This window comes from Bacillus sp. FSL P2-0069, assembly GCF_038593315.1.
In the GTDB taxonomy this organism is placed as follows: domain Bacteria; phylum Bacillota; class Bacilli; order Bacillales; family Bacillaceae; genus Bacillus; species Bacillus safensis.
The window spans coordinates 636,998-661,706 of the sequence record NZ_CP151984.1 but is presented as its reverse complement, the minus strand read 5'-3'; the positions used below and the strand labels follow the sequence as shown (position 1 = coordinate 661,706).

At 44.0% G+C, this 24,709-nt stretch carries 22 protein-coding genes; 4 read left to right on the top strand and 18 right to left on the bottom strand.

Annotation, left to right across the window (positions count from 1 at the left end):
- Nucleotides 1–7: 7 nt before the first annotated feature.
- The 5 genes from NSQ34_RS03300 to NSQ34_RS03280 form a co-directional block, all read right to left on the bottom strand.
- A complete protein-coding gene (locus NSQ34_RS03300; RefSeq protein ID WP_034282815.1) occupies nucleotides 8–1,015 on the bottom strand; it encodes a phosphotransferase in 1,008 nt (335 codons plus the stop codon).
- A 127-nt stretch (nucleotides 1,016–1,142) separates the two neighbouring features.
- Nucleotides 1,143–2,312, bottom strand: a complete 1,170-nt coding sequence (locus NSQ34_RS03295; RefSeq protein ID WP_342501080.1) for a CamS family sex pheromone protein — start codon at nucleotides 2,310–2,312, stop codon at nucleotides 1,143–1,145.
- Nucleotides 2,313–2,354: 42 nt separating this feature from the next.
- Complete coding sequence (gene ligA, locus NSQ34_RS03290) at nucleotides 2,355–4,361, bottom strand: NAD-dependent DNA ligase LigA (protein WP_024426682.1); 2,007 nt, start codon at nucleotides 4,359–4,361, stop codon at nucleotides 2,355–2,357.
- Nucleotides 4,362–4,405: 44 nt separating this feature from the next.
- Nucleotides 4,406–6,628 (bottom strand): DNA helicase PcrA, encoded by a 2,223-nt coding sequence (pcrA, locus tag NSQ34_RS03285; RefSeq protein ID WP_041116090.1) that lies wholly within the window; start codon nucleotides 6,626–6,628, stop codon nucleotides 4,406–4,408.
- Between the two features lie 57 nt (nucleotides 6,629–6,685).
- Nucleotides 6,686–7,378: a heptaprenylglyceryl phosphate synthase gene (locus NSQ34_RS03280; protein ID WP_034282821.1), complete on the bottom strand. Its 693-nt coding sequence runs from the start codon at nucleotides 7,376–7,378 to the stop codon at nucleotides 6,686–6,688.
- Between the two features lie 273 nt (nucleotides 7,379–7,651).
- Between NSQ34_RS03280 and NSQ34_RS03275 the strand changes: the two genes are divergently transcribed.
- Nucleotides 7,652–8,017 carry a DUF2283 domain-containing protein gene (locus NSQ34_RS03275; RefSeq protein WP_098676688.1) on the top strand — a complete coding sequence of 122 codons (366 nt, stop codon included), beginning with the start codon at nucleotides 7,652–7,654 and terminating at the stop codon, nucleotides 8,015–8,017.
- A 23-nt stretch (nucleotides 8,018–8,040) separates the two neighbouring features.
- Here the strand turns inward: NSQ34_RS03275 and NSQ34_RS03270 are convergent, their stop codons facing one another.
- Nucleotides 8,041–8,271: a hypothetical protein gene (locus tag NSQ34_RS03270; protein ID WP_046314118.1), complete on the bottom strand. Its 231-nt coding sequence runs from the start codon at nucleotides 8,269–8,271 to the stop codon at nucleotides 8,041–8,043.
- 139 nt (nucleotides 8,272–8,410) lie between these two features.
- On the opposite strand from NSQ34_RS03270, the gene NSQ34_RS03265 reads away from it, so the two are divergent.
- Nucleotides 8,411–9,991 carry an FMN-binding glutamate synthase family protein gene (locus tag NSQ34_RS03265; protein ID WP_098676689.1) on the top strand — a complete coding sequence of 527 codons (1,581 nt, stop codon included), beginning with the start codon at nucleotides 8,411–8,413 and terminating at the stop codon, nucleotides 9,989–9,991.
- A 251-nt stretch (nucleotides 9,992–10,242) separates the two neighbouring features.
- On the opposite strand, the gene NSQ34_RS03260 is transcribed toward NSQ34_RS03265, so the two are convergent.
- Entirely contained in the window at nucleotides 10,243–10,557 is a 315-nt protein-coding gene (locus NSQ34_RS03260) for a YerC/YecD family TrpR-related protein (protein WP_024424524.1), read from the bottom strand.
- A gap of 561 nt (nucleotides 10,558–11,118) precedes the next feature.
- Nucleotides 11,119–12,861: an adenine deaminase C-terminal domain-containing protein gene (locus NSQ34_RS03255; protein WP_024426688.1), complete on the bottom strand. Its 1,743-nt coding sequence runs from the start codon at nucleotides 12,859–12,861 to the stop codon at nucleotides 11,119–11,121.
- 125 nt (nucleotides 12,862–12,986) lie between these two features.
- Here NSQ34_RS03255 and NSQ34_RS03250 point away from each other — a divergent pair, with 125 nt between their 5' ends.
- Nucleotides 12,987–13,208, top strand: coding sequence for a DUF2892 domain-containing protein (locus NSQ34_RS03250; protein ID WP_024426689.1), 222 nt, complete (start codon nucleotides 12,987–12,989; stop codon nucleotides 13,206–13,208).
- Nucleotides 13,209–13,239: 31 nt separating this feature from the next.
- Here NSQ34_RS03250 and NSQ34_RS03245 read toward each other — a convergent pair whose 3' ends face one another.
- Genes NSQ34_RS03245 through NSQ34_RS03230 form a run of 4 tightly spaced genes read right to left on the bottom strand, consistent with a single transcriptional unit; the run spans nucleotide 13,240 to nucleotide 17,224 of the window.
- The gene (locus tag NSQ34_RS03245) at nucleotides 13,240–14,505 is read right to left on the bottom strand and encodes a peptidase (RefSeq protein WP_342501038.1); all 1,266 of its coding nucleotides are present in this window, start codon (nucleotides 14,503–14,505) and stop codon (nucleotides 13,240–13,242) included.
- Between the two features lie 14 nt (nucleotides 14,506–14,519).
- Entirely contained in the window at nucleotides 14,520–15,185 is a 666-nt protein-coding gene (locus NSQ34_RS03240) for a 3-oxoacid CoA-transferase subunit B (protein WP_024426691.1), read from the bottom strand.
- Complete coding sequence (locus NSQ34_RS03235; protein WP_024426692.1) at nucleotides 15,161–15,847, bottom strand: CoA transferase subunit A; 687 nt, start codon at nucleotides 15,845–15,847, stop codon at nucleotides 15,161–15,163. Before NSQ34_RS03235 ends, NSQ34_RS03240 begins: the two co-directional genes overlap by 25 nt.
- A gap of 12 nt (nucleotides 15,848–15,859) precedes the next feature.
- Nucleotides 15,860–17,224, bottom strand: coding sequence for an aspartate aminotransferase family protein (locus NSQ34_RS03230; RefSeq protein ID WP_025092628.1), 1,365 nt, complete (start codon nucleotides 17,222–17,224; stop codon nucleotides 15,860–15,862).
- A gap of 191 nt (nucleotides 17,225–17,415) precedes the next feature.
- Between NSQ34_RS03230 and NSQ34_RS03225 the strand changes: the two genes are divergently transcribed.
- On the top strand, nucleotides 17,416–19,074 hold the full coding sequence (locus tag NSQ34_RS03225; RefSeq protein WP_268456718.1) for a PucR family transcriptional regulator: 1,659 nt from the start codon (nucleotides 17,416–17,418) through the stop codon (nucleotides 19,072–19,074).
- Here NSQ34_RS03225 and ablB read toward each other — a convergent pair.
- From ablB to purM, 6 genes are all read right to left on the bottom strand, one after another.
- The gene (gene ablB, locus NSQ34_RS03220) at nucleotides 19,069–19,914 is read right to left on the bottom strand and encodes a putative beta-lysine N-acetyltransferase (RefSeq protein ID WP_268456720.1); all 846 of its coding nucleotides are present in this window, start codon (nucleotides 19,912–19,914) and stop codon (nucleotides 19,069–19,071) included. The two genes, NSQ34_RS03225 and ablB, sit on opposite strands and share 6 nt — an antisense overlap.
- Nucleotides 19,915–19,935: 21 nt before the next feature.
- On the bottom strand, nucleotides 19,936–20,130 hold the full coding sequence (locus NSQ34_RS03215; protein WP_024424515.1) for a hypothetical protein: 195 nt from the start codon (nucleotides 20,128–20,130) through the stop codon (nucleotides 19,936–19,938).
- A 111-nt stretch (nucleotides 20,131–20,241) separates the two neighbouring features.
- On the bottom strand, nucleotides 20,242–21,516 hold the full coding sequence (gene purD, locus NSQ34_RS03210) for a phosphoribosylamine--glycine ligase (protein ID WP_046314136.1): 1,275 nt from the start codon (nucleotides 21,514–21,516) through the stop codon (nucleotides 20,242–20,244).
- Between the two features lie 12 nt (nucleotides 21,517–21,528).
- A complete protein-coding gene (gene purH, locus NSQ34_RS03205) occupies nucleotides 21,529–23,067 on the bottom strand; it encodes a bifunctional phosphoribosylaminoimidazolecarboxamide formyltransferase/IMP cyclohydrolase (RefSeq protein ID WP_025092624.1) in 1,539 nt (512 codons plus the stop codon).
- Nucleotides 23,068–23,082: 15 nt separating this feature from the next.
- Nucleotides 23,083–23,652, bottom strand: coding sequence for a phosphoribosylglycinamide formyltransferase (gene purN / locus NSQ34_RS03200; RefSeq protein ID WP_095407892.1), 570 nt, complete (start codon nucleotides 23,650–23,652; stop codon nucleotides 23,083–23,085).
- Nucleotides 23,649–24,689, bottom strand: a complete 1,041-nt coding sequence (gene purM, locus NSQ34_RS03195) for a phosphoribosylformylglycinamidine cyclo-ligase (RefSeq protein ID WP_024424511.1) — start codon at nucleotides 24,687–24,689, stop codon at nucleotides 23,649–23,651. The genes purN and purM overlap by 4 nt, the downstream gene beginning before the upstream one ends.
- Between the last annotated feature and the right edge of the window lie 20 nt (nucleotides 24,690–24,709).

Sequence of the window (24,709 nt, the reverse complement as noted above, 5' to 3'; positions counted from 1 at the left end):
GTTTCTTTTATCGGGCCAGCTGTTGAAAGTCAAAAGGAGTAATTGGTGTTTTTTGCTCAATTTCCTTTCGAAAACATGACAGCATGGCTTTTTGGTCAGAAGTCATTGTTTGGAGATCAAATGCTTGATGTAAAAGCCCATAAATAAGCATATGACGCAGCATGAGAAAATCAGGGATTGTTGCCAGCCACGCGTCATCAAGCTCATTCTCCTGTCGATAGCCTTTTAAAAAATGACTCATAAATTCTGCCGTAAATTCAGCTTTATCATCATATGGAATCACTGGATACCAAAGAACATTGTATAGCAAAATACTAATATCATTGATAAACCAGTGATATCCAATATCATCAAAATCAAATGCGATAATCTCTCCTTGATGATAATGAAAGTTCCCGTGATGCAAATCGGCATGCACCAGCCCATACACATCCTTCGAAATTCGGAGCTGGTGAAGCTTTTGCATCAGTTCATCTTTTCTTCGCAAAACAACCGTTTGATCAGACGGAATATATTGATCAAGCTTTAATTGCTCCTCTTCATACCACTCTTGACGCTTATAAAGAGGGTCTTTTACTTGATATCGTTTTGTTATTTGATGCATTCGTCCTGTATAGGACCCTAACGCTTCAAACAGCTCCCCATTCCAATCTCCTTCATTCACTTTTCTCCCCGGTGCTTTTTCATACACACGGAGTAAAAATGCGCCTCCGGCTTGATCAGGAATGGTTTCAACGTCTTTTCCTCTTGCTGATGAAATCGGCTTTGCTACGGAAATTCCATGATGAGACAGGAATCGAATCCAGTCCATTTCTCCTAAAATATATGTGGGTGAACGACGAATGGTATGGGTGATTTTTAATATATAATTCTCCCCATTCATTGCCTTATATTCATACACATAATTTTCTGCATCGGCTAGAAATGTGACTTGGTCAAGCTGAAATTTATACAAGTGAGCCGCTTTCTTTAAGACTTTCTGTTCATCGTATCGTGCTTTTACTTCTTTATGCATGCTGATTCTCCTTTATCGTCTTTTTAAATGTTCTTGACGGTAATCAGCATTATACGAGCATCAACATACCTGCCTTTCTTCTTGGTTTCTACTAATATTTTGACAAGAGTTTGGAAATCCCTCTTATTTAGTCATATATATGAACAGTCGGTTCTTTGTCTTCAGCATTTTTCGTGATCAGGGCTTCTTGTTGATCAGAAGATGTGATGTTGATTTCAATATTGGTACTCTTGTAATAATCCATGACTTCACCCGTTAAATATTGTGTGAAGGCTACAACTTCCGTTTTTCCATAGAACTGCATTGGAATTTCGATTTTCATTTTTTGCAGGTTGCCGTTTTTGTAAAAGCCTTTTCCTACAACACCAGTGTAATTCGGGAAGTAGTCTTCGACCTTTGTCTTGAAGCGGTCAAATCGCTCTGAATCATCTTTGTAGCTGCTTTTCGCATTATCTGAAGGGAAGAATACATTCTCCTCATTGAGCGTATCCCAATTTCCGATATCAGCAGAGCCTGCTTTCACATCCGTTTTGGCGATAAAGTTGCCTGGAACGATAGATGATTTTGGTGCTTGCTTATAAAGGGCAATCATGACAGGCACTTTTTGCAGTCCGTCCATTTGACGAATGCGCTTAACCACTTGTTCAGCGATTTTTTCACCATCTGCCAAAAGTTTCTTTGAATTTTTCGATGAATCGATGGTCACCTCTTGCTGCGGGTCACCGATCTTTTCACGGTAATAATAAACAGAGTTCAGTGCAAGACCAATGACAACTCCGCCAAGCTGTAAGCTGTTTTTGTCTTTTCGAATTAAGTAATTATGCTCTAGCATCGAAGCTAAGTAGATAGGACTATTTTCATTTTTAGACTTTGTTGAACCTGAGTTTGGAAGAGCAGGATTTAAGCCTAGATTCTTAAAGTCTTTATCTTCTTTTTCTGCCTTTTTCAGATCACTGCCTGTTTTTTTGCGTGCCAGCCAGCTGAGAACGGTGTCCTCATCTAAATGCTGTCCTTCTTGGAAAAGATAGTCGTTTGTATTAAATGACTCTGTTGCGAGGCGCATGAGTCCTGTTTCAAATTCATCAATGTCCAAGCGTGTGTTGAGACGCTCCGCTGTTAAACCTCTCGCAGCTCCTTGTTTAAACGGCAGCACCATTTTGTAATAGGAGTCTGAGATATTGTACATCGGGATGATGGCTGTTTCCTTTGTTTCCTTCGTTTCATCCGTTTTTTGTGTGACCTCTTCCTCTTCCTTTCCCCCAAAAGGTGCACACGCTGACAATACCAGTGTGAGCATTGTCAGCAGCAATAACAACTTTTTCAATAGAAAACACTCCTCTTATTTCTTTAGCTCCTCGAGCATTTTAGCTTCGTCCCAAATTTCAATATTGAGTTCTTCTGCCTTTGTCAGCTTACTCCCCGCTGCTTCTCCGGCAATGACTAGATCTGTTTTTTTACTCACACTGCCTGCCAGCTTGCCGCCTAATGCTTCGATCGCTGCTTTTGCATCGTTTCGAGCCATTTCTTCTAACTTTCCTGTCAGCACAATGGTTTTTCCTGCAAAATAGGAATCACTTTCTTCTGCTTTTACCGGCTTTGGTCCTGTATAGGTCATATTGACTCCAAGCTCTTTTAGTTCGTTCAGCAGATCGAGTATTTCTTCTTTCTCAAAGTACGTGACGACGGCATCAGCCATTTTTTCACCAATTTCGTCGACTTCAAGTAATTGTTCTTTCGTTGCTTGCTTTAATTGATCGATGTTTTCGAAATGCATCGCCAAGGTCTTAGCCGCCTTTGAACCAATAAATCGAATGCCGAGTCCAAATAGTAAACGCTCAAGAGAGTTTTCTTTCGACTGCTCAATCGAACGCAGTAAATTGTCGACAGATTTTTCGCCCATTCGTTCAAGCTGAATCAGCTCTTCTTTCGTTAATCGGTAAAGGTCTGACACACGAGAGACTAGCTGTTCCTTGAAGAGCTGTGTAATGACCCGCTCGCCAAGCCCATCAATATTCATTGCATTACGGGAAACGAAGTGAATGAGACCCTCACGTATTTGGGCAGGACATTCTGGATTGATGCATCGCAAGGCCACTTCTCCTTCGATTCGCACCAGCTCACTATGACACTCTGGACATTCAGTTGGCATGTGAAACGGCTTTTCTTCGCCTGTACGCTGATCGACAAGGACACCTGCGACTTCAGGAATAATATCGCCGGCTTTTTTCACAATCACCTGATCAAACAAGCGAATATCCTTTTCTTTGATCAAATCTTCATTATGAAGAGATGCACGCTGCACTGTCGTCCCTGCTACTTTGACAGGCTCAAGAATCGCTGTTGGTGTAATCACGCCTGTTCGCCCGACGCTTAGTTCAATATCAAGCAGCTTCGTTACGACCTCTTCAGCTGGAAACTTGTACGCAACCGCCCAGCGCGGGCTTTTTGCTGTAAAGCCGAGTTCTTCCTGCTGAGCCAGTGAATCGACTTTAATGACAATTCCATCGATTTCATATGAAAAATCGGCACGCTTTACTTTTAATGTTTCAATAAGGTCGATGACTTCTTCGATCGTTTGGCACATCCGTCTTTCTTTGTTTGTTTTAAAGCCAAGTTCGTCGAGAAGATCAAGTCCTGCGCTTTGCGTTTCAACACCAATTTCATCAAGCTCCGCTATACTGTAGACGAATATATCAAGGTTTCGTTTCGCTGCAATTTTCGTATCAAGCTGACGAAGTGAACCTGCAGCCGCATTACGCGGGTTTGCAAACGGCTCTTCTTCGTTTTGTATTCTTTTTTCATTTAATGCTTCAAAAGAAGGTTTTGGCATAAATGCCTCGCCTCTCACTTCAATCGACAGAGGGCGTTTGATTTTAAGCGGGATGGAACGAATCGTTTTGAGGTTTTCAGTAATATCCTCCCCCGTTGTTCCATCTCCGCGTGTCGCTCCTCGGACAAACACGCCATTTTCATAACGGAGAGAAACAGCGAGTCCATCAATTTTCAGCTCGACATTATATGCGATATCGTCACCGACTGCTTGACGAACCCGACGGTCAAAATCAAGAAGGTCCTGTTCATTAAACGCATTCCCAAGGCTGAGCATTGGTGTGCCGTGACGTACTTTTTGGAAGGCGTCTAAAACAGCGCCGCCTACTCTTTGTGAGGGAGAATCCGCTGCTTTTAAATCAGGGTGCTCTTCCTCCAGAGAAATCAGCTCACGCATCCGCGCATCATATTCAGCGTCAGGAACACTTGGACGATCAAGTGTATGATATTCGTAGTTGTATTGATTCAAAATCTGGTGCAGTTCCTCGATCCGGCGTTTCGCTGCTTCTTTATCCATCTGCTTCTTCCTTTCAATTCATCCGTTTTGTCAGTCCGATCATTCTATTGCTTCTCGATTGGTGCAAATGCTGCGAGAAGACGCTTAATCCCAGTAGGGCTTGGGAACGCAATATCAAGCTCTGTGCTGTCTCCGCTGCCTTTCACACTCACAACCGTACCAACGCCCCATTTTTTATGGGCCGCTTTATCGCCCACAGCCCAGCCAATACTGCCGCCGCCTGTGTTTTGAATCGTTTGAGTTTGCGGACGCGAGACTGGTCCCCGTCTTTGCGGTCTTTCTCTTGTTTGACCAAACGGTGTTTTTGTTTCTTTTTTCTCATTTAGGTTGTCCAATAAATCGGCTGGTATTTCTCGAATGAATCTTGATTCAAGGTTCATGTTTGTCCGGCCGAAAAGTGTTCTCATTTTTGCACTTGATAAATAAAGCTCTTCTTCAGCTCGTGTGATGCCAACATAAGCGAGGCGGCGCTCTTCTTCCATCTCTGCATCTTCCATTAATGAACGGCTGTGCGGGAAGACACCTTCCTCCATTCCCATTAAGAAAACAACAGGGAATTCTAGACCTTTTGCAGCGTGAAGTGTCATTAAGATGACGGCATCCTGATCTTCTTCTTCATTCTCATCCAGTTTATCAATGTCTGCGACGAGGGCGAGATCTGTGAGGAAGGTCACAAGTGACTTGTCCTCATTTTGTTCTTCAAAATTCTTAGTGACGGATAAAAACTCGTCAATATTTTCTAAGCGGCTTTGTGCTTCAATCGTTTTTTCAAGCTTCAGCGCTTCACGATAGCCTGTTTTCTCTAGAATTTCTTCTGTTAATTCAGTGACAGATAAATAATCCTGCATGTTCGTCATTTGATCAATGAGCTGTTTGAACTCATCAAGCGCATTGGCTGCCCGTGCACTCAGTCCAATGAAATCCACCTGACCAAGTGCTTCAAACATAGACAGGTCATTCATCTCAGCATATGCTGCAATTTTATCAACAGATGTCGCCCCGATTCCGCGCTTTGGTACGTTGACAATTCGCGCAAAACTAATATCGTCATCTGGGTTTGCCACTAGGCGTAAGTATGCCAAAATGTCTTTGATCTCTTTTCTGTCATAGAACTTCGTGCCGCCGACAATATTGTACTGAATGTTGGCTTTCATTAACGTTTCCTCTATGACACGAGACTGAGCATTTGTCCGGTAAAGGATCGCAAAATCGGATAATTTGCGCTTTCCGCTCTGATGAAGCTGACGAATCTTTCCTGCGACAAATTGTCCTTCACCAAATTCATTATCTGCACGATAATAGGCAATCTTCGCTCCTTCATCATTTTCTGTCCAAAGATTTTTCGGCTTCCGGTTTGCATTGTTTTGAATGACCGTATTTGCGGCTTGCAAAATGCGTTTCGTCGATCTGTAATTTTGCTCAAGCAGAATCACTTCACTGGATGGATAATCTTTTTCAAAGGAGAGAATGTTTGTAATATCCGCTCCGCGCCAGCGATAAATAGACTGATCCGAGTCACCGACAACACATATATTTTGAAAGCGCTGCGCGAGCAGTTTCACAAGCATGTACTGTGCTCTGTTCGTATCCTGATACTCATCCACATGAATGTATTGGAATTTCCGCTGATAGTGCTCTAATACTTCAGGAATGCGCTCAAACAGACGAATTGTCATCATAATTAAATCATCAAAGTCGAGTGATTGGTTTTTGAGTAAACGCTTTTGATAATCTGTATAGACATCGCTGACCACTTGATCATAGAAATCACCCGCTGTTTTGGCGTATTCCTCTGCGTCAATGAGTTCGTTTTTTGCACTGCTGATTGATCCTAAAATACTGCGCGGGTCGAACTTTTTAGGATCGATATTCCGTTCTTTTAAAATGTTTTTAATAACTGAAAGCTGGTCAGATGTGTCTAAAATAGAGAAGTTGCGATTCACACCAATGCGGTCAATATCACGTCTTAAAATGCGGACACACATGCTGTGGAACGTAGAGATCCAGATGTCATCAGCGCCAGGCCCTAAAATAGCTTGGACACGTTCACGCATTTCACGTGCTGCTTTATTTGTAAATGTAATCGCTAAAATATTCCACGGCGCCACATGCTTTTCTGCCATTAAGTAGGCAATTCGATGTGTGAGCACCCGTGTCTTCCCGCTTCCTGCTCCTGCCATCAACAATAAAGGACCGTCTGTTGCTTTGACTGCTTCTTTCTGCGCGTCATTCAGCCCTTCTAATAGATGATTCGATATTTCATTCATTCCATTCACCGCCAATTCGAACTTATGTTCTATTTTAACCCGTTTCGTCTTATTTGACTATGATGACTTTTTGACTGCTTCGACTGTCTTTAATGCTTCTTTGAAATTGTCATAAATGACGTTTCCTACAACCACGACGTCTGCATGCTGGGAGAAGTCTTTTGCCTGCTTAGCGTTCTCGATGCCGCCGCCATAAAAAAGAACTGTTTCATCAAGCACTGCTTTTGTTTCTTTGACAAGCTCTATGTCTCCAAGCGTTCCACTGTATTCCAGATAAAAAACGGGCAGCTTCATCAAATGCTCTGCCACTCTTGCATATGCCCTGACGTCATCAATATCCAGCGCTGTATTTGCCTCTGTAAGCTTGGCCGCTTTACAATCTTCATTTAAGATCACATAGCCTTCAGGCACAATCTCTTCCATTGACATCAAATCACCGAATTCCTTCATTGCGTCCTTGTGCAGCCCAACAATCCAATCAGGGTGAGAGCTGTTTAAAACGGTCGGGATGAAATACAGATCAAAGCCAGGCACAATCATCTCATGTGTGGAGATTTCGAGCACACATGGCACTAGAAACCGGCGGACCTTTGACATCAATTGAAGCACGTTGTCCTCTGTCACATGATCACTTCCGCCAATCAATATGGCATCCGTCCCAGATTCGCAAATCGCTTCTAGCTGTTCATCGGAAATTTCTTTATTTGGATCGAGTTTAAAGACATGCTTCCACTCGGTAACATCATACATGAAAAACGTTCCTCCATTCGTTTCATTCCATTTAAATATTATAACAAAATCAAAGGCCGCAAAAAATGGGTAACCTCCTTTAGCTAAAAGTTTCATTCTTTTGAAAATGGGTGATCGTGACTTTACATAAAATTGCTGGAGAATAGATAAAAAATCCACTAGAAGAGGAGCTGAAAGAGGTTGTTATTTTGGCACTTTGTCACATGCTATTATACAATAAAGGAATATTTTACTATAGATTTAAAAACCATCTATTAAGCAGAGGTGACTCAGTTGAAAAGAACGATTACATATGAACAAAATATAGACATCGGATACATCTATATCACCCCGCAAGCGAAGCATATGAAAATCAAAAAAACCATTGAATTAGATGTCAATGAATGTGTCAATGTAGATATCGACCAAGAGGGCCGAGTGGCTGGCTTGGAGTTATTTTCAGAAGAATCCAAAGTGCTGCGGAACACACCGGTTTATGAGGATGAGCTTTCTTTACGTTTGACGGATCAGGAAATTCTCTCAACCTATCAACTGTCAGGCGTTGAATTCCAATTCTCAACACCTGATCACAATGAGCTGATCGGTTTTACTATTGTCGATCCTCTTCGCTATAACATCACAAGAAAAAAACCGTTTTGATCTTTCAAAACGGTTTTTTCAAACTATTGTCTCACTTCATTAAAATAATGGACGGATGTCATGGCCCCTTCGTCGACCATCTTGTTGTCTTGGATATCTAATGGATCTGGGTGGCCGGCTTTTTCAGGAACCTTTTCATCTGACCGGAACATGCCTGCCCATTTTTTCAGATGCTGTTTATTTTTTACCGCTAATAACACAGCTCCTCCAACCCCTAATCCTGCAAGTACATACGCATTTGGACGCTTATTCATGTATGTTCCCTCCCCTTATGATCTTATTTGTAAGTTACCCCGCCTTTTCATTTCTAAACGTCACAATATGCTGGTGTGGTTTCTCTTTCATTAAAAAGTGGAATAACAACAGCAATGAAAGAGAAAAGAGGGGATCTTCGTGACAACAACTTTAATTGTCATCGGCGCATTGCTAGTCATTTGTTTGATCATCCCAATCATTCTATTGATCTGGATTTGGATGAGGGATGAAAAACAAGAAGAACATTCAGTTCTGCGAAATTATCCGGTCATTGGAAAGCTGCGGTTTATCTTTGAAAAAATAGGACCTGAGCTTCGCCAATATCTGTTTCTGAATGACCGAGAGGAATTGCCCTTCTCAAGAAGAGAATACGAGCAGGCGGTCATGTCAGGGAAGTACAAAAGCCGGACGATGGGCTTTGGATCAAAACGTGATTTTGACAAGCCAGGCTATTACATTCGAAACGTTTTGTTTCCAAAGCAGCGAAATGAACTTCGCATCGATCAATCTGAAAAAATCAAAACGAAAGTGTATCAGATTGATCAAGACAATTTACTGAGAAGAAGTGAACATGTCAAAGAAGTCGAAGCAAATCCTTACTTTCTCCATCAAGAGGATGTACAAGTCATTGGCGAACATACATGTCAAAAGCCTTTCCATGTGAAAGGACTGATCGGTCAATCTGCCATGAGCTACGGCTCCTTAGGCGACAGGGCGATTACAGCTCTATCCTCAGGATTAAAAATGGCCGGCGGGACGTGGATGAACACAGGTGAAGGCGGGCTTTCTCCTTATCACCTCAAAGGCGGCGCAGATATCATTTGCCAGATTGGGCCTGGTTTATTTGGCGTTAGAACAGAGGATGGCGCATTTTCCTTTGAAGAATTCAAGAAAAAAAGCGAACACGAGGAAGTCAAAGCCTTTGAACTCAAGCTGGCACAAGGAGCAAAAACACGCGGCGGTCATATTGACGGCGAAAAGGTGACGGAAGAAATAGCGAATATCCGTAAATTACCACCTCACCAATCCATTGACAGCCCAAACCGCTTTGAGATGTTCCACTCCATTCCTGACATGTTTGATTTCATTGAACAGCTGCGGAGTATAGGCGGAAAGCCAGTTGGAATCAAACTTGTTGTCGGACATAAAGAAAATATTGAAGAGCTCGCCAGCTATATGAAAAAAAGCGGGAAACACCCTGATTTCATTACAGTGGATGGCGGAGAAGGCGGTACAGGGGCGTCCTTTCATGAATTGGCGGATTCCGCAGGGCTGCCGATTTTCACGGCGCTCCCAATGGTTCATCAAATATTGAAAGAATACGGTGTCAGACATCAGGTGAAGCTCTTTGCTTCTGGCAAGCTTCTCTCGCCTGATAAAATTGCGATTGCCCTTTCAATGGGAGCTGACTTTGTGAATATTGCCAGAGGTCTCATGTTTTCAGTCGGATGCATTCGCGCCCAAGTCTGCCACACGAATAAATGCCCGGTCGGGGTCGCCACGACTGATCCAAAGCTGCAAAAGGGTTTATCGATTGAAGAAAAAAAATACCGAGTGTGCAATTATATCCTGTCTCTTAGAGAAGGTTTGTTTAATTTATCCGCAGCTGCGGGAATAGAATCGCCTATTCATTTTAATGAAAAACATATTATCTTTAGACAAGAGAATGGCGAGACAAGCGAAGTGCCGATGTTCTCAGGCACACAGCCATCTGTCTAGCTCGAAAAGGTGCGGAAACGCGCCTTTTTTGTTAATATTTTTGATCAATCGCGTACTAAGTTTGCAAACAGTAGAGTTTAAGGAAATCATCTCAAGCGAAGGCGGCATCTCCTATGAAGGAGAAAGATGGTTGATGGGCGAGCTAAAGTAAAAAAACAGGGACACTTTATCAGCCCCTGCCCGCCTTTTCATAAAAAAACTGCAAACAAGTCCATTTTTCGTAAAAAGGATTGTTTACAGTGAAAGCTGCTTTATTTTGTTTCGTTATTTTCCTGCTGTTCTGCTACGCGGTCAAGTGCCATCGTATAGGCATCGTTGCCATAGTTCAAGCAGCGTTTGACACGTGAGATGGTTGCAGTGCTTGCACCTGTTTCCGTCTCAATTTTATGATACGTGTTTCCCTCACGAAGCATACGCGCTACTTCAAGACGCTGTGATAAAGATTGGATTTCATTGATGGTACATAAATCATCAAAGAATCGATAACATTCTTCCAGGTCTTTAAGGGATAAGATGGAGTTGAATAACTGATCTAAGCTTTTGCCCCTTAATTTATCAATTTGCATCTTAATACATCTTCTCCTTTACTATTGCCACACCGCTTCGCACGATCTTCTTCTAAGAAAGCGGTATCTTTCCTGACTAATTTTTTTAAAACCTCAGCAATGAGCTTTGAACAGATCATGACAGGTTTGGTTCTACGCTGAAAATGCCGTCAGGTTCTTTCGTAAGCCGAAGCTTCTTTATCGTAAACAAATTCGACAAGTTCTGTCATTTTCCTTGTATGACAATCTGACAAACTTGTTTGCTTCCGGTATAAAGATGACTTCTGCTTGGTTAGGTCTTCTGCCCTCATATACAGGCTTTGCGGAAAGCTCGGCGAGACCACAAATATGCGCCCCGCCTTGCTCGGGTTATTCAAAATATGTTGGCCGGTCAGCGTAACCGGCAAATTCATTTTACAATTAGAGTACTTCATTCGTCATGTCAAAGCCCTCTGCTTTGTCAACAGCTCCACATAAGATCATGATCACTTACATGGCAGTGAAGAGAACCATGGCTCACTTCTGCCCTATAACAGCAGTCAGAAATGCAGCAAAGATGATACAGCTCCACTCTGTTATATTTTAACGCATTATAGACGGAAAGAGTACAGTTTTTTTCATGACATCAAATATTCCTCTTGGTGTCACTCGAATATACGGCAAATGTGTACTTTGGAAAAAGACAAGTGTATCAATTGGGCAGTCAAATGGATAGCCGCGCTCAATGAGCAGCTCACGTAATGTTTGTTCCTGCTGAAGAACAGTCTCAAACGGTTCAGCCGATGCACAACCTGATAATTGCAGCGGGATTTCGTGCAAAATTTTCCCGTTCTCTGTGAGTACGATTCCCCCGCCAATTTCTTTCATCCGCTTATGTGCCAGCATCATATCTTCTTTATTCTTCCCGATCACTAAAATATCACCCGTGAGCGAAAATGAGCTGACAAAGCCCTGCACTTTATTTGCGAACCCTTTTAGCATCGTATTCACACGCCACTCACCTTTTCGGTCAATCAGGCTAAAGAAGCTTTGATCATGGTCACATGACAGCTGGTTGATTGAGTTATCAATTTCCACTGTATAAGGCTCCATGATGACAGCATTTCTCATCTTCACACCTAGCGGCATAGAGAATTGCAAATCACTCATCGTGAGGTCGTAGCTTAAATCTAATGGAGCAAGCCCGCCATTTTCCCATTTTGTTTCTTGGAATTGATGCTGGTTCTCGCCATCTAATTTGAGAATAACCCCTTTAGATATGACCGTTTCAGGATTTGGGTTCATTGGATCATCTAAAATATTCAAAGAAGCCAGCCGGCCTGGGCCAACAACGCCTAATAAATCATCAATTTGATAGTATTTTGCAATGTTAAATGTCGCCATATTATACGCATCAATGATCGGCACGCCTTCTTCAAGGGCAATCGAAATCAAACGGTTAATCATGCCTTCCTCATAAAAGTGAGGGGCAGCACCATCTGTTGTATAGAAAAAGTGATCATAGTGTCTAAAGTCACGCTCATGCAGTTCTCTTAAAATGTTCACTAAATCTGGGCGGATGGAAGAATGCCGCAATGAAACATGATAGCCAAGGGACAAGCGTTTTAACACATCGTCGGCATTCATCGCTTCATGATCACTGTCCGCGCCAAACAGCTTCATTTTTGTTAGCGTTTTCTCAGAAGCTCCAGGGAAATGCCCTTCAATTCGTTTTCTCTGCTTCTTTGTTTCTTGCATGCAATATAAAATGAGATCATCACCGTCCATCAATCTTGGCCAGCTTGTTAATTCGCCGCCTTGGAGGACGTCAGGATGATCAATCCATTCCTTCCGGTAGTTGACTGGCAGCATCTCATCTTCATATCTGACTTCCGTTTGAAGATCGTATCTGGACCACCAGAAATACTGAAATGGCTGCTTTTTTAATTCACATAGGGTGGAAAGCGCTTTCTTTTCATTGCTTTGCAAAAGAAGAAATAAGTTATCGCTGACCATTGTTGTTGTGCCAAATTGAGACACATATTCTGCAAGTGATTGGGGATTATAAATATGGAACGGATGCGCGTGAGGCTCTATATACCCAGGCACAATGTATTTCCCTTCACAATCAATCACACGTTTAGCTGATTTATTTTGAGGAAGCTCTGCTCCGACATAAACAATTCGATCATCATGTATCCAAATATTTGCCTTCACCCATTGCTTCAAAAACGGGTTAAGCACGAGTCCATTCGTTAAAAGGAGTGTTGGAACTATTTTTGAGTCGACTACATCGATTTGTGTGCGGATGTCATTGTTTCTCCAATTAAAAGTACGTTCGGACATTCACATACTCTCCTTCATTTGTATTAGCCCTATCGTAACATAACGAACTACGTTACGCATTAATGAAACGTTACAATTTCTTGAAATCACACTTAAAATAATTTAAAAAAGGAGATTCACCTTCAATGAAACCTAATCTCGGCTTAATGGAAGCGCTCATTAGAATTGCCTGCGGAATGACAATATGTACTGTGGCTGGATCCTTATATGCTAGAAAACCATGGAGTAAAATGCTGCTTTTTAGCATCATGTTTGGCGGTATGAAACTGGGGTCTGGCATTCTTCGTTTTTGTCCAGTGACATATATGTGTGAGCAGCAGGACACACATAAAGAGAAGGCTGAGTAAGGCAGCCTTCTTTTTTGTGATCATTTTCATCTCATTCCGCTGCTTCACACCATTCGACCATTGTCCCTGCAATAATTTCAGCTGCTTCAATCACATGCTCAATGTCAATGGATTCATTCGGAAAATGGGCAAGCTCCGTTGTTCCCGGTCCAAACACGATGATCGGAATACCTGTAGCTTGTGACAGTAATCCGCCGTCCGTTCCCCAAGGGGCGGCTTCGATTTTCGGCGGCTGCTTCATGACCGCTTCATATTGTTCCTTCAATAAACCTAAAAGCGGATGATCTGTATCGATTGAACCCGGAAGCCATCTTGCACCAAACCATTCGACCTCAACAGGATGCTCTTGGAACCATTCATCTTTTTCTCCGAGTCCTGCCATCCAATTTTCTAATTCCTTCTCTGCCTGTTCTACCGTTTCACCGGGCATCACCCCGAGCCTGCCTTCCATTGTGACAAGGTCTGCTACAGAGGATGGCCAATCACCGCCTTGAATTTTCCCGATATTGATTGGGATCGGGATTGGGATATGCTGAAACAGCGGCTCGGTGATTCGCTGATTTCTTTCTTCTTCAAGTGCCGCTATATGTGAAAGGACAATCGTGCTCTTTTCAATAGCAGAAACGCCGTGATATCTTGTTCCGCCATGAGCAGCCCTTCCTTTAATATGCAGTCTGAACCATTTAGATCCCTGCTGAATCGGAAAGATTTTCATATGACTTGGCTCTGGAATGATGGCTGCATCTGCGGTATATCCTCTTAGTATGGCTGCAAGGGTGCCTGCACCGCCGCTCTCTTCTTCGACAACACTATGAAACACAACATCTCCCTTCAGCGGAATCTGAAGCGCATGCAGTGCCTCAAGTGCAAAGAGTAAAGAAACGTTTCCACCTTTCATATCTGTTGCCCCGCGTCCATAAAGTCTCCCGTTTATGATATGCCCGCTGTAGGGCGGATATGTCCATTGTTTGTGATCTCCTGCCGGGACAACATCCACATGCCCATTTAATAAAATAGATTTGCCGCCTCCTTTACCTTTCAATCGTCCAGCGACATTGGGACTTCCGTTAAAGGAACGCCTCGGGGAATAAAAATACGGATGGTTCAGCAAGTCATCTCCGCCAATGTCCCACATGTCAACATCAAAGCCAATGGCAGAAAGTTTATTTGCTACGATTTGCTGTACTTCTTGCTCATTTCCTTGTGTGCTGTCACATTGCACCATTTGCTGAAGAAGCGTCACGGCTTCCTCCTTATGCTCTTTCATCCAGTTTCTGATACGTGTGGTTGGCTGCAAGTCGGTCATCCTTTCTACACAACAGATTTGACATCAGGCGCTAAAATGAGCGGCGCCTCTGTCGCCCTCATGACATCTTCCGGCTGATACGGCGGCATGACTTCACGCAAAATGAGCAGCTGTGATTTGACCTCAATGACTGCCATATCCGTAATAATCAGATCTACACAAGACTTAGCAGTTAAGGGCAGCGTGCAGGCTGCTTTTATCTTAGATTGTCCATGTTTATCAAGGTGGCTCATCACGACCACCACCTTTTTCGCTTTTTGCGCAAGTTCAATCGCTCCACCCATACCCGGCACTCGTTTCCCTGGCACAATCCAATTGGCAAGATCCCCATGACTGCTGACTTCAAGTGCACCTAAAATGGTCATATCCAGCATTCCTTTGCGAATGATGCCAAAAGCGGTTGTGCTGTCCATATATGAGCCGCCTTTTGTTAACGTAATGGGAAAACCGCCGGCATTGCACAAATTCGGATCTTCTTCCCCTTGTACTGGTGAACCGCCTGCTCCCATAATGCCGTTTTCTGCATGCAGCCACACCTCGTAATGTGCTGGGATGTATTCAGCTGCAAGGGTCGGGATGCCGATCCCAAGATTGACGATCATCCCATCTTCAATTTCCTGTGCCGCGCGTTTGGCTATGCGGTGTCTTAAATCGATGTCTCCCATGCCCATGTCCAGTTCACTCCTTTTGATTGCACGATCTGGTTCACAAATACGCCTGGTGTGACGATTTCCTCTGGATGAAGCCTACCAACAGGCACAATCTCTTCTACTTCCGCAATGGTCCAGTCTCCTGCCATCGCCACAATCGGGTTTGTATTCCGCGCGCTTTTATCAAAAATCAGGTTGCCTGCTTCATCTGCTTTGAGGGCATTCACAATCGCGATATCCGCAGTCAGTGCAGGCTCAAGAATATACTTCTTTCCATCCAGCTGAACCAATTGTTTCTCATCAAGATTGAGACTATCCATGCCGACATCTGTCACAATGCCCGCTAAACCCATCCCGCCTGCCCTGATCTTTTCTGCTAGGATGCCCTGCGGGTAAAAAAGAACGTCTAGTGTACCTGCCTGCATTTTCTGCCCGGCAATTGGATTTGAGCCAATATGAGAGGCAATGATTTTCTTCACTCTTCCTTCTGTGATCAGCCTGCCAACACCGATTTGCGGGAAGCCTGCATCGTTTCCGATCAATGTCAGGTCTTTGATATTGGCTTCTAGGATGGCATCGATCAATGATGGCGGGGACCCCACACCGCCAAAGCCGCCAAACATGATGGTCATTCCGTCTCTAAAATGCGTGATGACTTGATCAAAGTTCGCTGTTTTGTTCATCATTTTTCCTCCCTACATGGCAGATGGGAAAAACCCTCGATTGATGACTTCTTGCTCGACCTGCGTCATTGTCTGCCCGAATAAATGAATCAGTTCATCCATCTCCTGCTGCGTAATGGAAAGAGGTGGTGCGATCATGACCGCTGCACCTCCCACACCATCCTCTCCAGCGCTTGCTGGGTAAACAAGCAAACCATTTTGCTTGGCCGTCTCCACAACTAAATGCGTCATTTGAGCATGGGCAGGAAATGGTGTTTTCGATAATCGGTCTGCGACAAACTCAATGCCAATGAGCAGTCCCTTTCCTCTCACATCCCCTATGATGGAATGTTTTGTTTGCAAATCCTTTAAAGCATTCATTAAATATCGGCCAGACAGATCAGCCCGTTCTGAAAGCTGGTGTTTTTTCATGTATCGAATGACAGCCAGTGAGACGGCTGCTGAAAGCGGATTGCCGCTATAAGTGTGGCCTGCCATCACAGAGCCCGAACCGCTGAGGATCGGTGCAATCACATGATCTGCTGAGACAGCTGCAGCAATCGGTGCATAGCCGGCGCTCATGCCTTTTCCGAGTACCATAATATCTGGTACGACGCCCCAATGTTCCATGGCAAACATTTTCCCAGTTCGTCCAAAGCCTGTCATGACTTCATCTGCAATCATTAAAATATCGTTTTCCTCACAAACTCGCTTCATCGCCGCAAAATATCCATCTGGCGGAACAAGCGCCGCGCCCGCTGCTCCAACAATCGGCTCTGCAATAAAAGCCGCAATCCTCTCTTTTCCTATACGCTGGATGACAGTTTTAAATTCCTGTACATACCATTCGACCTGCTTGCTTTCTTCCTTTGGCAGCCACGAACGATAGCTGTATGGCGGAGACAGCACCGGGTGTTTTTCGAGCAGTGGTTCAAAGCGCTCTCTCCTTGCAATATGACCTGACATCGACAGCGCACCGAGTGTGATGCCGTGATAACTCATCCATCTTGAGATGATGTGATTCTTCTCAGCCTTCCCCTGCTCCTGCCAATGCTGAATGGCAATTTTCATGGCGGTCTCTGTTGCCTCTGATCCGCTTCCGACAAAAAAAGACCAGTTCAGGTTCCCTGGGCAGAGCGTACTCAATTCATAGGCAAGTTCTTCTGCTGGTTCATTTGTGAATTGTGATCTGTACGTAAAGCTCACCTTTTCCGCTTGCTCTGTCATGGCATCAATGATGTCTCGTATGCCATGTCCAATACTTGCCGTGACAGCACCCGATGAGCCGTCTAAATATTTTTTCCCGTCCCGATCATATAAATAAATCCCCTCTCCTTTCACAGCCACAGGATAATGCTGATTCAACATCGGTTTGATTAAGTAATCCCGGGTCTCCACTTTGTCATTCCTCCCTCTCTCGTCAGCAGCTGCATCTTTCTTTTTTCATGAATCGCAAGAAAATTTTGTATACTTGTTATAAGCTTAGCTTAATCAAGAGGGCAGTCATCCTCCATTCGCCACATGCCCGAATTTCACACGCATTTTTTATACATCGTGTATAAGAGTGTTCAAAAGGAGGTCATGAGTCTATGGCGATTCTCGTCAAAGATGCACTCTCGCTCGATATCATGAAGGAAACAAAGCTGCTTGCTGGGGAAAATGGACTGGACCGCCTCATTCAGTGGGTGACCATCGTGGAAATTATCGAAGATACTTCAAGGCTTTCAGAAGGGGAACTGCTCGTCACAACCGGTTTTGGGCTTGCAGACAATCTAGAAAGGCGCGCCCGGCTTGAGGAGCTGATTCAATCTCAACGTCTATCGGCCATTGCGATTTATAAAGGGGTATACTTAACGAAAATTCCGGCATCACTGATCGAAGCTGCCAAAAACAGCGGCATTCCACTCATCGAGATTCCTTCACATGTCAACTTCTCAGACATTACAAAAGCCGTCCTAGAGCAAATCGTCAGCAGCCAGCTCCATCAGCTTAAATATTCTTCAGCCATTCACCAAAGACTAACCCATTTAAATGTCAGCAATAAAAATGTCACACAAATTACAGATGAGCTGGCCCATCTCACTTCGGCAAACATCGTCGTGCTTGATGTTTTTTTACATCAAACAGCAGCTCATCTCATAAAAGATGAAGTGACGTACTCTCCTGCTTTTGGCTTTATGACAGATCATGAACCAATCGAAACGACGCCTCTTCTCAAGCAGGCTGAGGAGAAAGGAAGGCTCGTTTATGACACGTGCGGTGCGTTTGTCCTCGCTGCATGCCCAGTGATTGCGATGGGCGATATTTTCGGATTTATTGTATCTTTAAAGAAAAAGGATGCGTGGCATCATCTCGACGCGATTGCCATCGAGCATGCCGGGGCGGTGTATGCGATTGAATGGCTGAAGCAAAAAGCCATTCAAGATACAGAAAACCAAATGCAAGGTCATTTGTTAGATGATATTTTGCAGCAGCAATACACAGAAGAAAGCTATGTGGTCGAACAGGCAACAAAGCTGCAATACGATATGAGCGATGAGCAGGTGGTCATCTACTTTCAATTTCAGCATCAGCACACACAGCTCGATCACCAAATGATGCAGCGCCTATCTCAATTGCTCACGTCGATATTTGAACGCAGACATATTCCTTTTTTACTTAAGACAAGGCTCGATTCCATTTTTGTTCTTACACCGGCAGGAAAAAAAGCGTTTCAAGAAGCGGAGTGGTATCGTGCAGCAGAAGAGTGCCGGAGCACTTGGTCTTATTTTTTTCCCGTCCATCCGATTGTGATTGGCATTGGGAGAGCCTATGACCAGATCGGTCTCTTTTCAAAAAGCGCGAAGGAAGCGCAGTATGCAGCAAGGCTTCTTCCGCTTTTAAAGACAGACGAATGCATCATTCATTATCAGAAGCTCGGCTTATACGGGATGCTGCTTGAAATGAATGAAGCGGGTATGAATTTGCATGACTTTTACGTGGAGCTGTTAAGTCCCTTGCTTTATACGAAAAAACAGGGCGCTGACCTGATCCATACACTCGAAGTGTATTTGGCACACAATGAAAATATTCAAAAATCTGCGGGAGAATTGTTTATTCACAGGCATACATTAAGCTACCGGCTGAAACAAATTGAAACGAAAACAGGCTGCAGCCTCAAATCCACAGATGATCGGATGAAGCTGCAGCTCAGTATCATGGCGTACCGCCTATCTGGTCTGCTTGATCAAATGAGAACCATTTCATGATTCATTCGGCGTTTTCACCCATAGATTCATATCTTCAATTTTGTCAAAAATATAGCAGTTGTTTTGGAAACGCCCGGTATACGTATAGCCGAGCTGATAAAACACTTGGTTCATTCCATAGGACAGTGCACGTGCGAGAGAATAAAAGACATAGATGTGCATGGATTGAAGTTCTTTTTCGAGTGCTAGAATCAAATGATGCATGAATCCTAGTTTTCTGTATGATGGAAGGGTCGCACAATCTGTTAATTCCGCATGACCATACGGTACATTGATTTCAGCGGATGCTGCACTCACAATGTGACCGTCATGTTCAACGGCATAAAAGACGGTCCCTTCCTCCATCACCTTTTGGATGTAATCTGGCTCATTCATTGGCGTAGGATACGTTTCAAAAACGGCATCATAGAGCTTTGCCAGCTTGTTAATATCCTGCGTATCCGCTTTCCGCATCACATACTCATCCTGCCACGTGCCTTGGTCTTTTTTGAGAGGCTTTTCCTGAATAGACGCAACAATTTCATCTTCCTTCAGCCAATACGGGCTGTTCATCCGATCCTCCGTCAGAAAGAGCGACATGCCGTACGCATCACTTCCAAGAAAATAATGAGAAAACACGCCTTCAAGCCGAAAGCCTTTTTCTAAAAAAAGAGGCATATGCTCACGCCTGACTTTCACAATGACCTTAGAAGCCTTGGAGTCTGCCGCTTCCTGAAGAACCGACTGAATCACATCCCGCACCCTGCCGCTGTAGTCATCCAAACGGATTCGCTCATTAAATGAATCAATACAGATCGAGGCAGAAAAACGCTTGTTCGCAAGTTCCTTCAATTGCACCATATACTCATCCTCTCTTATAAATCAGCTAATAAAAAAAATCCAAATGGAAAATGAAACAATGACGATACCAGAAAAAATCGACATGATCATATACCGAATGGCTGAGCCTTTTTTGGCTTTGTTTTGCTTTCTCGCTTCATACATGATGAGATTTGAGAACAGTATAAATAAAATAAGTAACACGATTGCAAATAGAATAATTCCTTGAATGACCATGCTGCCTCCTCATAAACTCGTCATCCCATACTACTTCTTCATATTCGAGCATCATCCCTTCTCATGAACAAAAAACACCTTTCCATCTCATCAGATAGAAAGGTGTTTTGATTAAACGTTTTTCCCCGCAGCCTTCAGTGCACGGGCACCGATGTCACGGCGATAAAATAGACCTGGCTGTATGATTTCTTCAACCGCTTCATACACTCTTGATCTTGCCGCTTCAAATGTGTCGTCAAATGCGGTTACATTCGCTACACGGCCGCCATTTGTGACGAATTGATCGTTTTCTTTTTTTGTTCCTGCGTGGAAGGTCACGACATCAGAGACAGTCGTTTGCAAGGCACCGATCGGTGTGCCTTTTGCATAGTCTTCTGGGTATCCTTCTGATGCAAGAACCACACTGACAGCCGCAGTGTCTTTCCACTGTAAGTCCACATCTTTTCCATCAAGAATATCGAGGAAGACTTGGACTAGATCTGATTCAAGACGAGGGAGAACCACCTGCGTTTCAGGGTCGCCAAAGCGTGCATTGAATTCAATCACCTTTGAGCCTTCTGGTGTCAGCATTAAACCTGCATATAAAATGCCTGTAAATGGACGCCCTTCTTGCACCATCGCGCGAGCTGCCGGTTTCACAACATCTTCCACGGCTTTCTGAACCACTTCATCTGAAATTTGCGGAACTGGTGAATAAGCGCCCATTCCGCCGGTGTTCGGCCCTTTGTCATCTTCAAAGGCCCGTTTGTGATCCTGCGCAATCACCATCGGGTACACCTTTTCTCCGTTGACAAAGGCCATGAGTGAAAATTCTTCGCCTGTTAAAAATTCTTCGATGACAACAGATGCACTTGCATCGCCAAACTTTTCATCCTCTAAGAAATCATGCAGACAATCGACGGCCTCTTCAAGCGTCATGGCCACTGTGACGCCTTTTCCTGCGGCAAGCCCGTCTGCTTTAATGACAATCGGCGCACCCTTTTCTTCTACATATGCTTTTGCTTCTTCAAACGAGGTAAAGGCAGCGTAAGCGGCTGTTGGGATATCGTAGTTCTTCATTAAGTCTTTTGCAAATTCCTTTGAGCCTTCAATGACCGCAGCTTTTGCATTCGGTCCAAATACTTTTAGACCTGCTTCTTCAAATGCATCAACGACACCTGCGATTAAAGGAACCTCTGGACCGACAATGGTTAAGCCGATTTCGTTTTCTTTTGCAAAACGAATTAATGACTCATGATCGCCTTCGTCGATTGGTACAAGCTTCGCAGCATCTGTCATTCCATCATTGCCGGGTGCGACAAATACTTGGCTGACAAGTTCACTTTGATTCACTTTCCATGCGATGGTATGCTCTCTTCCGCCTCTGCCGATAATTAATACGTTCACACTGTCATCCCCTTAATGTTTGAAATGTCTAACGCCAGTGAAGACCATGGCGATGCCGTATTCATCTGCTTTTTGAATCGATTCTTCATCACGAATAGATCCGCCTGGCTGAATGATCGCTGTGACGCCTGCCTTTGCAGCAGCTTCCACTGTATCGCCCATTGGGAAGAATGCATCAGAGCCTAGTGCACTTCCTTTTGCCTTTTCACCAGCTTGCTCAATTGCAATGTTAGCTGAGCCCACGCGGTTCATTTGACCAGCACCGATTCCTGCTGTCATTTGATCTTTCGCAAGGACAATAGCATTTGATTTCACATGCTTGACTACTTTCCAAGCAAGCTTTAAGTCTTTCCATTCGTCTTCTGTTGGTTCTCTTTTCGTTGGAATAGAAATCGTTGCTTCCTCTAAGCCGTACGTGTCAATATCCTGAACAAGCAGTCCGCCATGGACACTTGTCAGCTGCTTTTCCTTTTTCCCGAGATCTGCTTCTACATCTAATGTTAATAGACGAAGATTCTTTTTCGCTGTTAACACGTCAAGTGCTTCTTGGCTGAACGATGGGGCGATGACAATTTCTAAGAAAATCGTATGCAGCACCTCAGCCGTTTGTTTGTCTACTTCACGGTTAAGTGCCACAATGCCGCCAAAAATAGACGTCTCATCTGCTTTGAATGCTCGGTCAAATGCTTCTGCAATCGTTTCTCCTGTACCAACGCCGCACGGGTTCATATGCTTCACAGCGACAGCTGCTGGCTCCGTGAATTCACGTACAATTTGAAGAGCGGCATCTGCATCTTTGATATTGTTGTAGGAAAGTTCTTTTCCATGTAATTGCTTTGCAGTAGCCAAAGAACCTTTGGCTGGAAGAGCATTTTCATAGAAAGTCGCCGCTTGGTGCGGGTTTTCTCCATAACGAAGGGATTGTTTTTTCTCAAACGTGACAGTGAACTGTTCTGGCTCTGTTTCGCCCACAAAGTTTGTTAAGTAATCCGCAATCAGAGCATCGTATGCAGCCGTATGACGGAATACCTTTGCAGCGAGCTCACGTTTTTTCTCGAGTGACACGCCGCCTTCTTTGATTTGCTGGATGACTGTATCATAGTCACGAGGATCGACAATCACTGTGACGTCTTGATGGTTTTTTGATGCCGCACGAAGCATTCCCGGTCCGCCAATATCAATGTTTTCAATCGCTTCTTCATACGTCACATCGTCTTTTGAGATCGTCTCTTTGAATGGATAGAGATTCACGACAACAAGATCAATCGGCTGAATGCCATGCTTCTCAATCTGTGCCATATGCTCATCGTTTTCTCTCACTGCTAAAAGTCCGCCATGAATGTTCGGGTGAAGTGTTTTGAGTCGTCCGTCCATGATTTCAGGGAATCCAGTGACTTCTGAAATTCCAATGACATCAATGCCGTTCTCTTGAAGAAGCTTATGTGTACCTCCAGTTGAAATCACTTCAACGCCAAGTTCTGTTAATTCTTTCACAAAAGGTACAAGATTCGTTTTATCGGAAACACTGATTAATGCGCGTTTGATCGTCATGCCTTCGTCACCTCATTAAGATAATTCTAAAAGTGATTTGATCACTTTTGGATATAGTGTGTGTTCTAGTTCATGCATTCTTTTTTCAATCGATTCAAGCTCTTCCCCTTGTTCGATGTAAATCGACGCTTGGTCAATAATCGGACCCGTATCCATGCCTTCATCGACAAAATGGACGGTGATACCCGCCACTTTGACGCCTGCTTGATAGGCTTGTCCAATGGCATCCAGCCCTGGGAAGGCTGGCAGCAAGGACGGGTGGATATTGACAATTTTCCCTCTGAATGCTTCAAGTAATGTCGGACCAATCAGTCTCATATACCCAGCAAGGAAAATCCATTCCACTTCATGCAGCCTAAGCTGTTCAATGATCGTTTGTTCAAAAGCAGCTTTATTCGGAAACGCCTTCGGGGTAAAGGCAAAGGAGGGAATGCCCTCTTTCTCAGCACGCTCCAGCACCTTTGCACCCGGTTTATCACAAATCACAATGGCGGCCTCTGCCTGCCACTGTTCTTTTTTTAATGTATCAATAATGGCTTGAAAATTCGTCCCGCTTCCAGAGGCGAAGATCGCAAACTTCTTCATGAGAGGCTTCCACCGCCGAATGTGACACCTTCTCCTTTTTGAACACGGCCGATGAGAAATGCTTTCTCTCCGTCTTCTTCAAGTCCTCTGATCACTTCGACAAGGTCATCTTCTTTTACCGCTAAGACAAAACCAATGCCCATATTAAACACATTGAACATTTCTTCTGCCTTTAACTGTCCTTTTTCTTGAATAAAGGAGAAAATTGGCGGTACTGGCCATGAGCCGTTATCAATCTCAACGCCAAGCCCTTCAGGCAGCATACGCGGTAAATTTTCAATAAAGCCGCCGCCTGTCACATGTGCCATGCCGTCAATCTTGCCGGCTTTCACTTGTTTGAGAACAGGCTTCACATAAATTTTGGTCGGTTCAAGAAGCTCTTCTCCAAGCGGTCTTGTAAAAGGTTCATACGTTTGATGCAGATCCAGACCAGCGTCTTCCAGCAATACTTTACGAACGAGAGAGTACCCATTGCTATGAATTCCGCTTGAGCTGAGTCCGATAAGCAAGTGCCCCTCTTTGATGCTCTCTCCTGTCACGATTTCATCCTTTTCAACGACGCCTACTGAAAAACCAGCAATATCATATTCATCTTCTGTGTAAAGACCCGGCATTTCTGCTGTTTCTCCGCCGACAAGCGCTGAACCAGACTGCTCACAGCCGTCAGCCACACCTTTGACGATTGATTCAATTTTTATCGGATCTGCTTTACCAACTGCTAGGTAATCTAAGAAAAAGAGCGGCTCTGCCCCTTGTGCCAGCACATCGTTCACACACATTGCCACGGCATCAACACCGATCGTATCGTGTTGATCCATTAAAAAGGCAAGCTTTAATTTTGTTCCGACACCATCTGTTCCTGAGACAAGAACGGGCTTTTTGTATGGCAGCTCAGATAAATCAAACATACCGCCAAATCCGCCTAGAGCACCCATGACGCCTGCTCTTTTTGTACGTTCTACGTGTGTTTTCATTCGTTTAACGGCTTCGTATCCTGCTTCGATGTCGACACCGGCGTTTTTATATGCTTCTGACATCCCATTCACTCCTTTTAGCT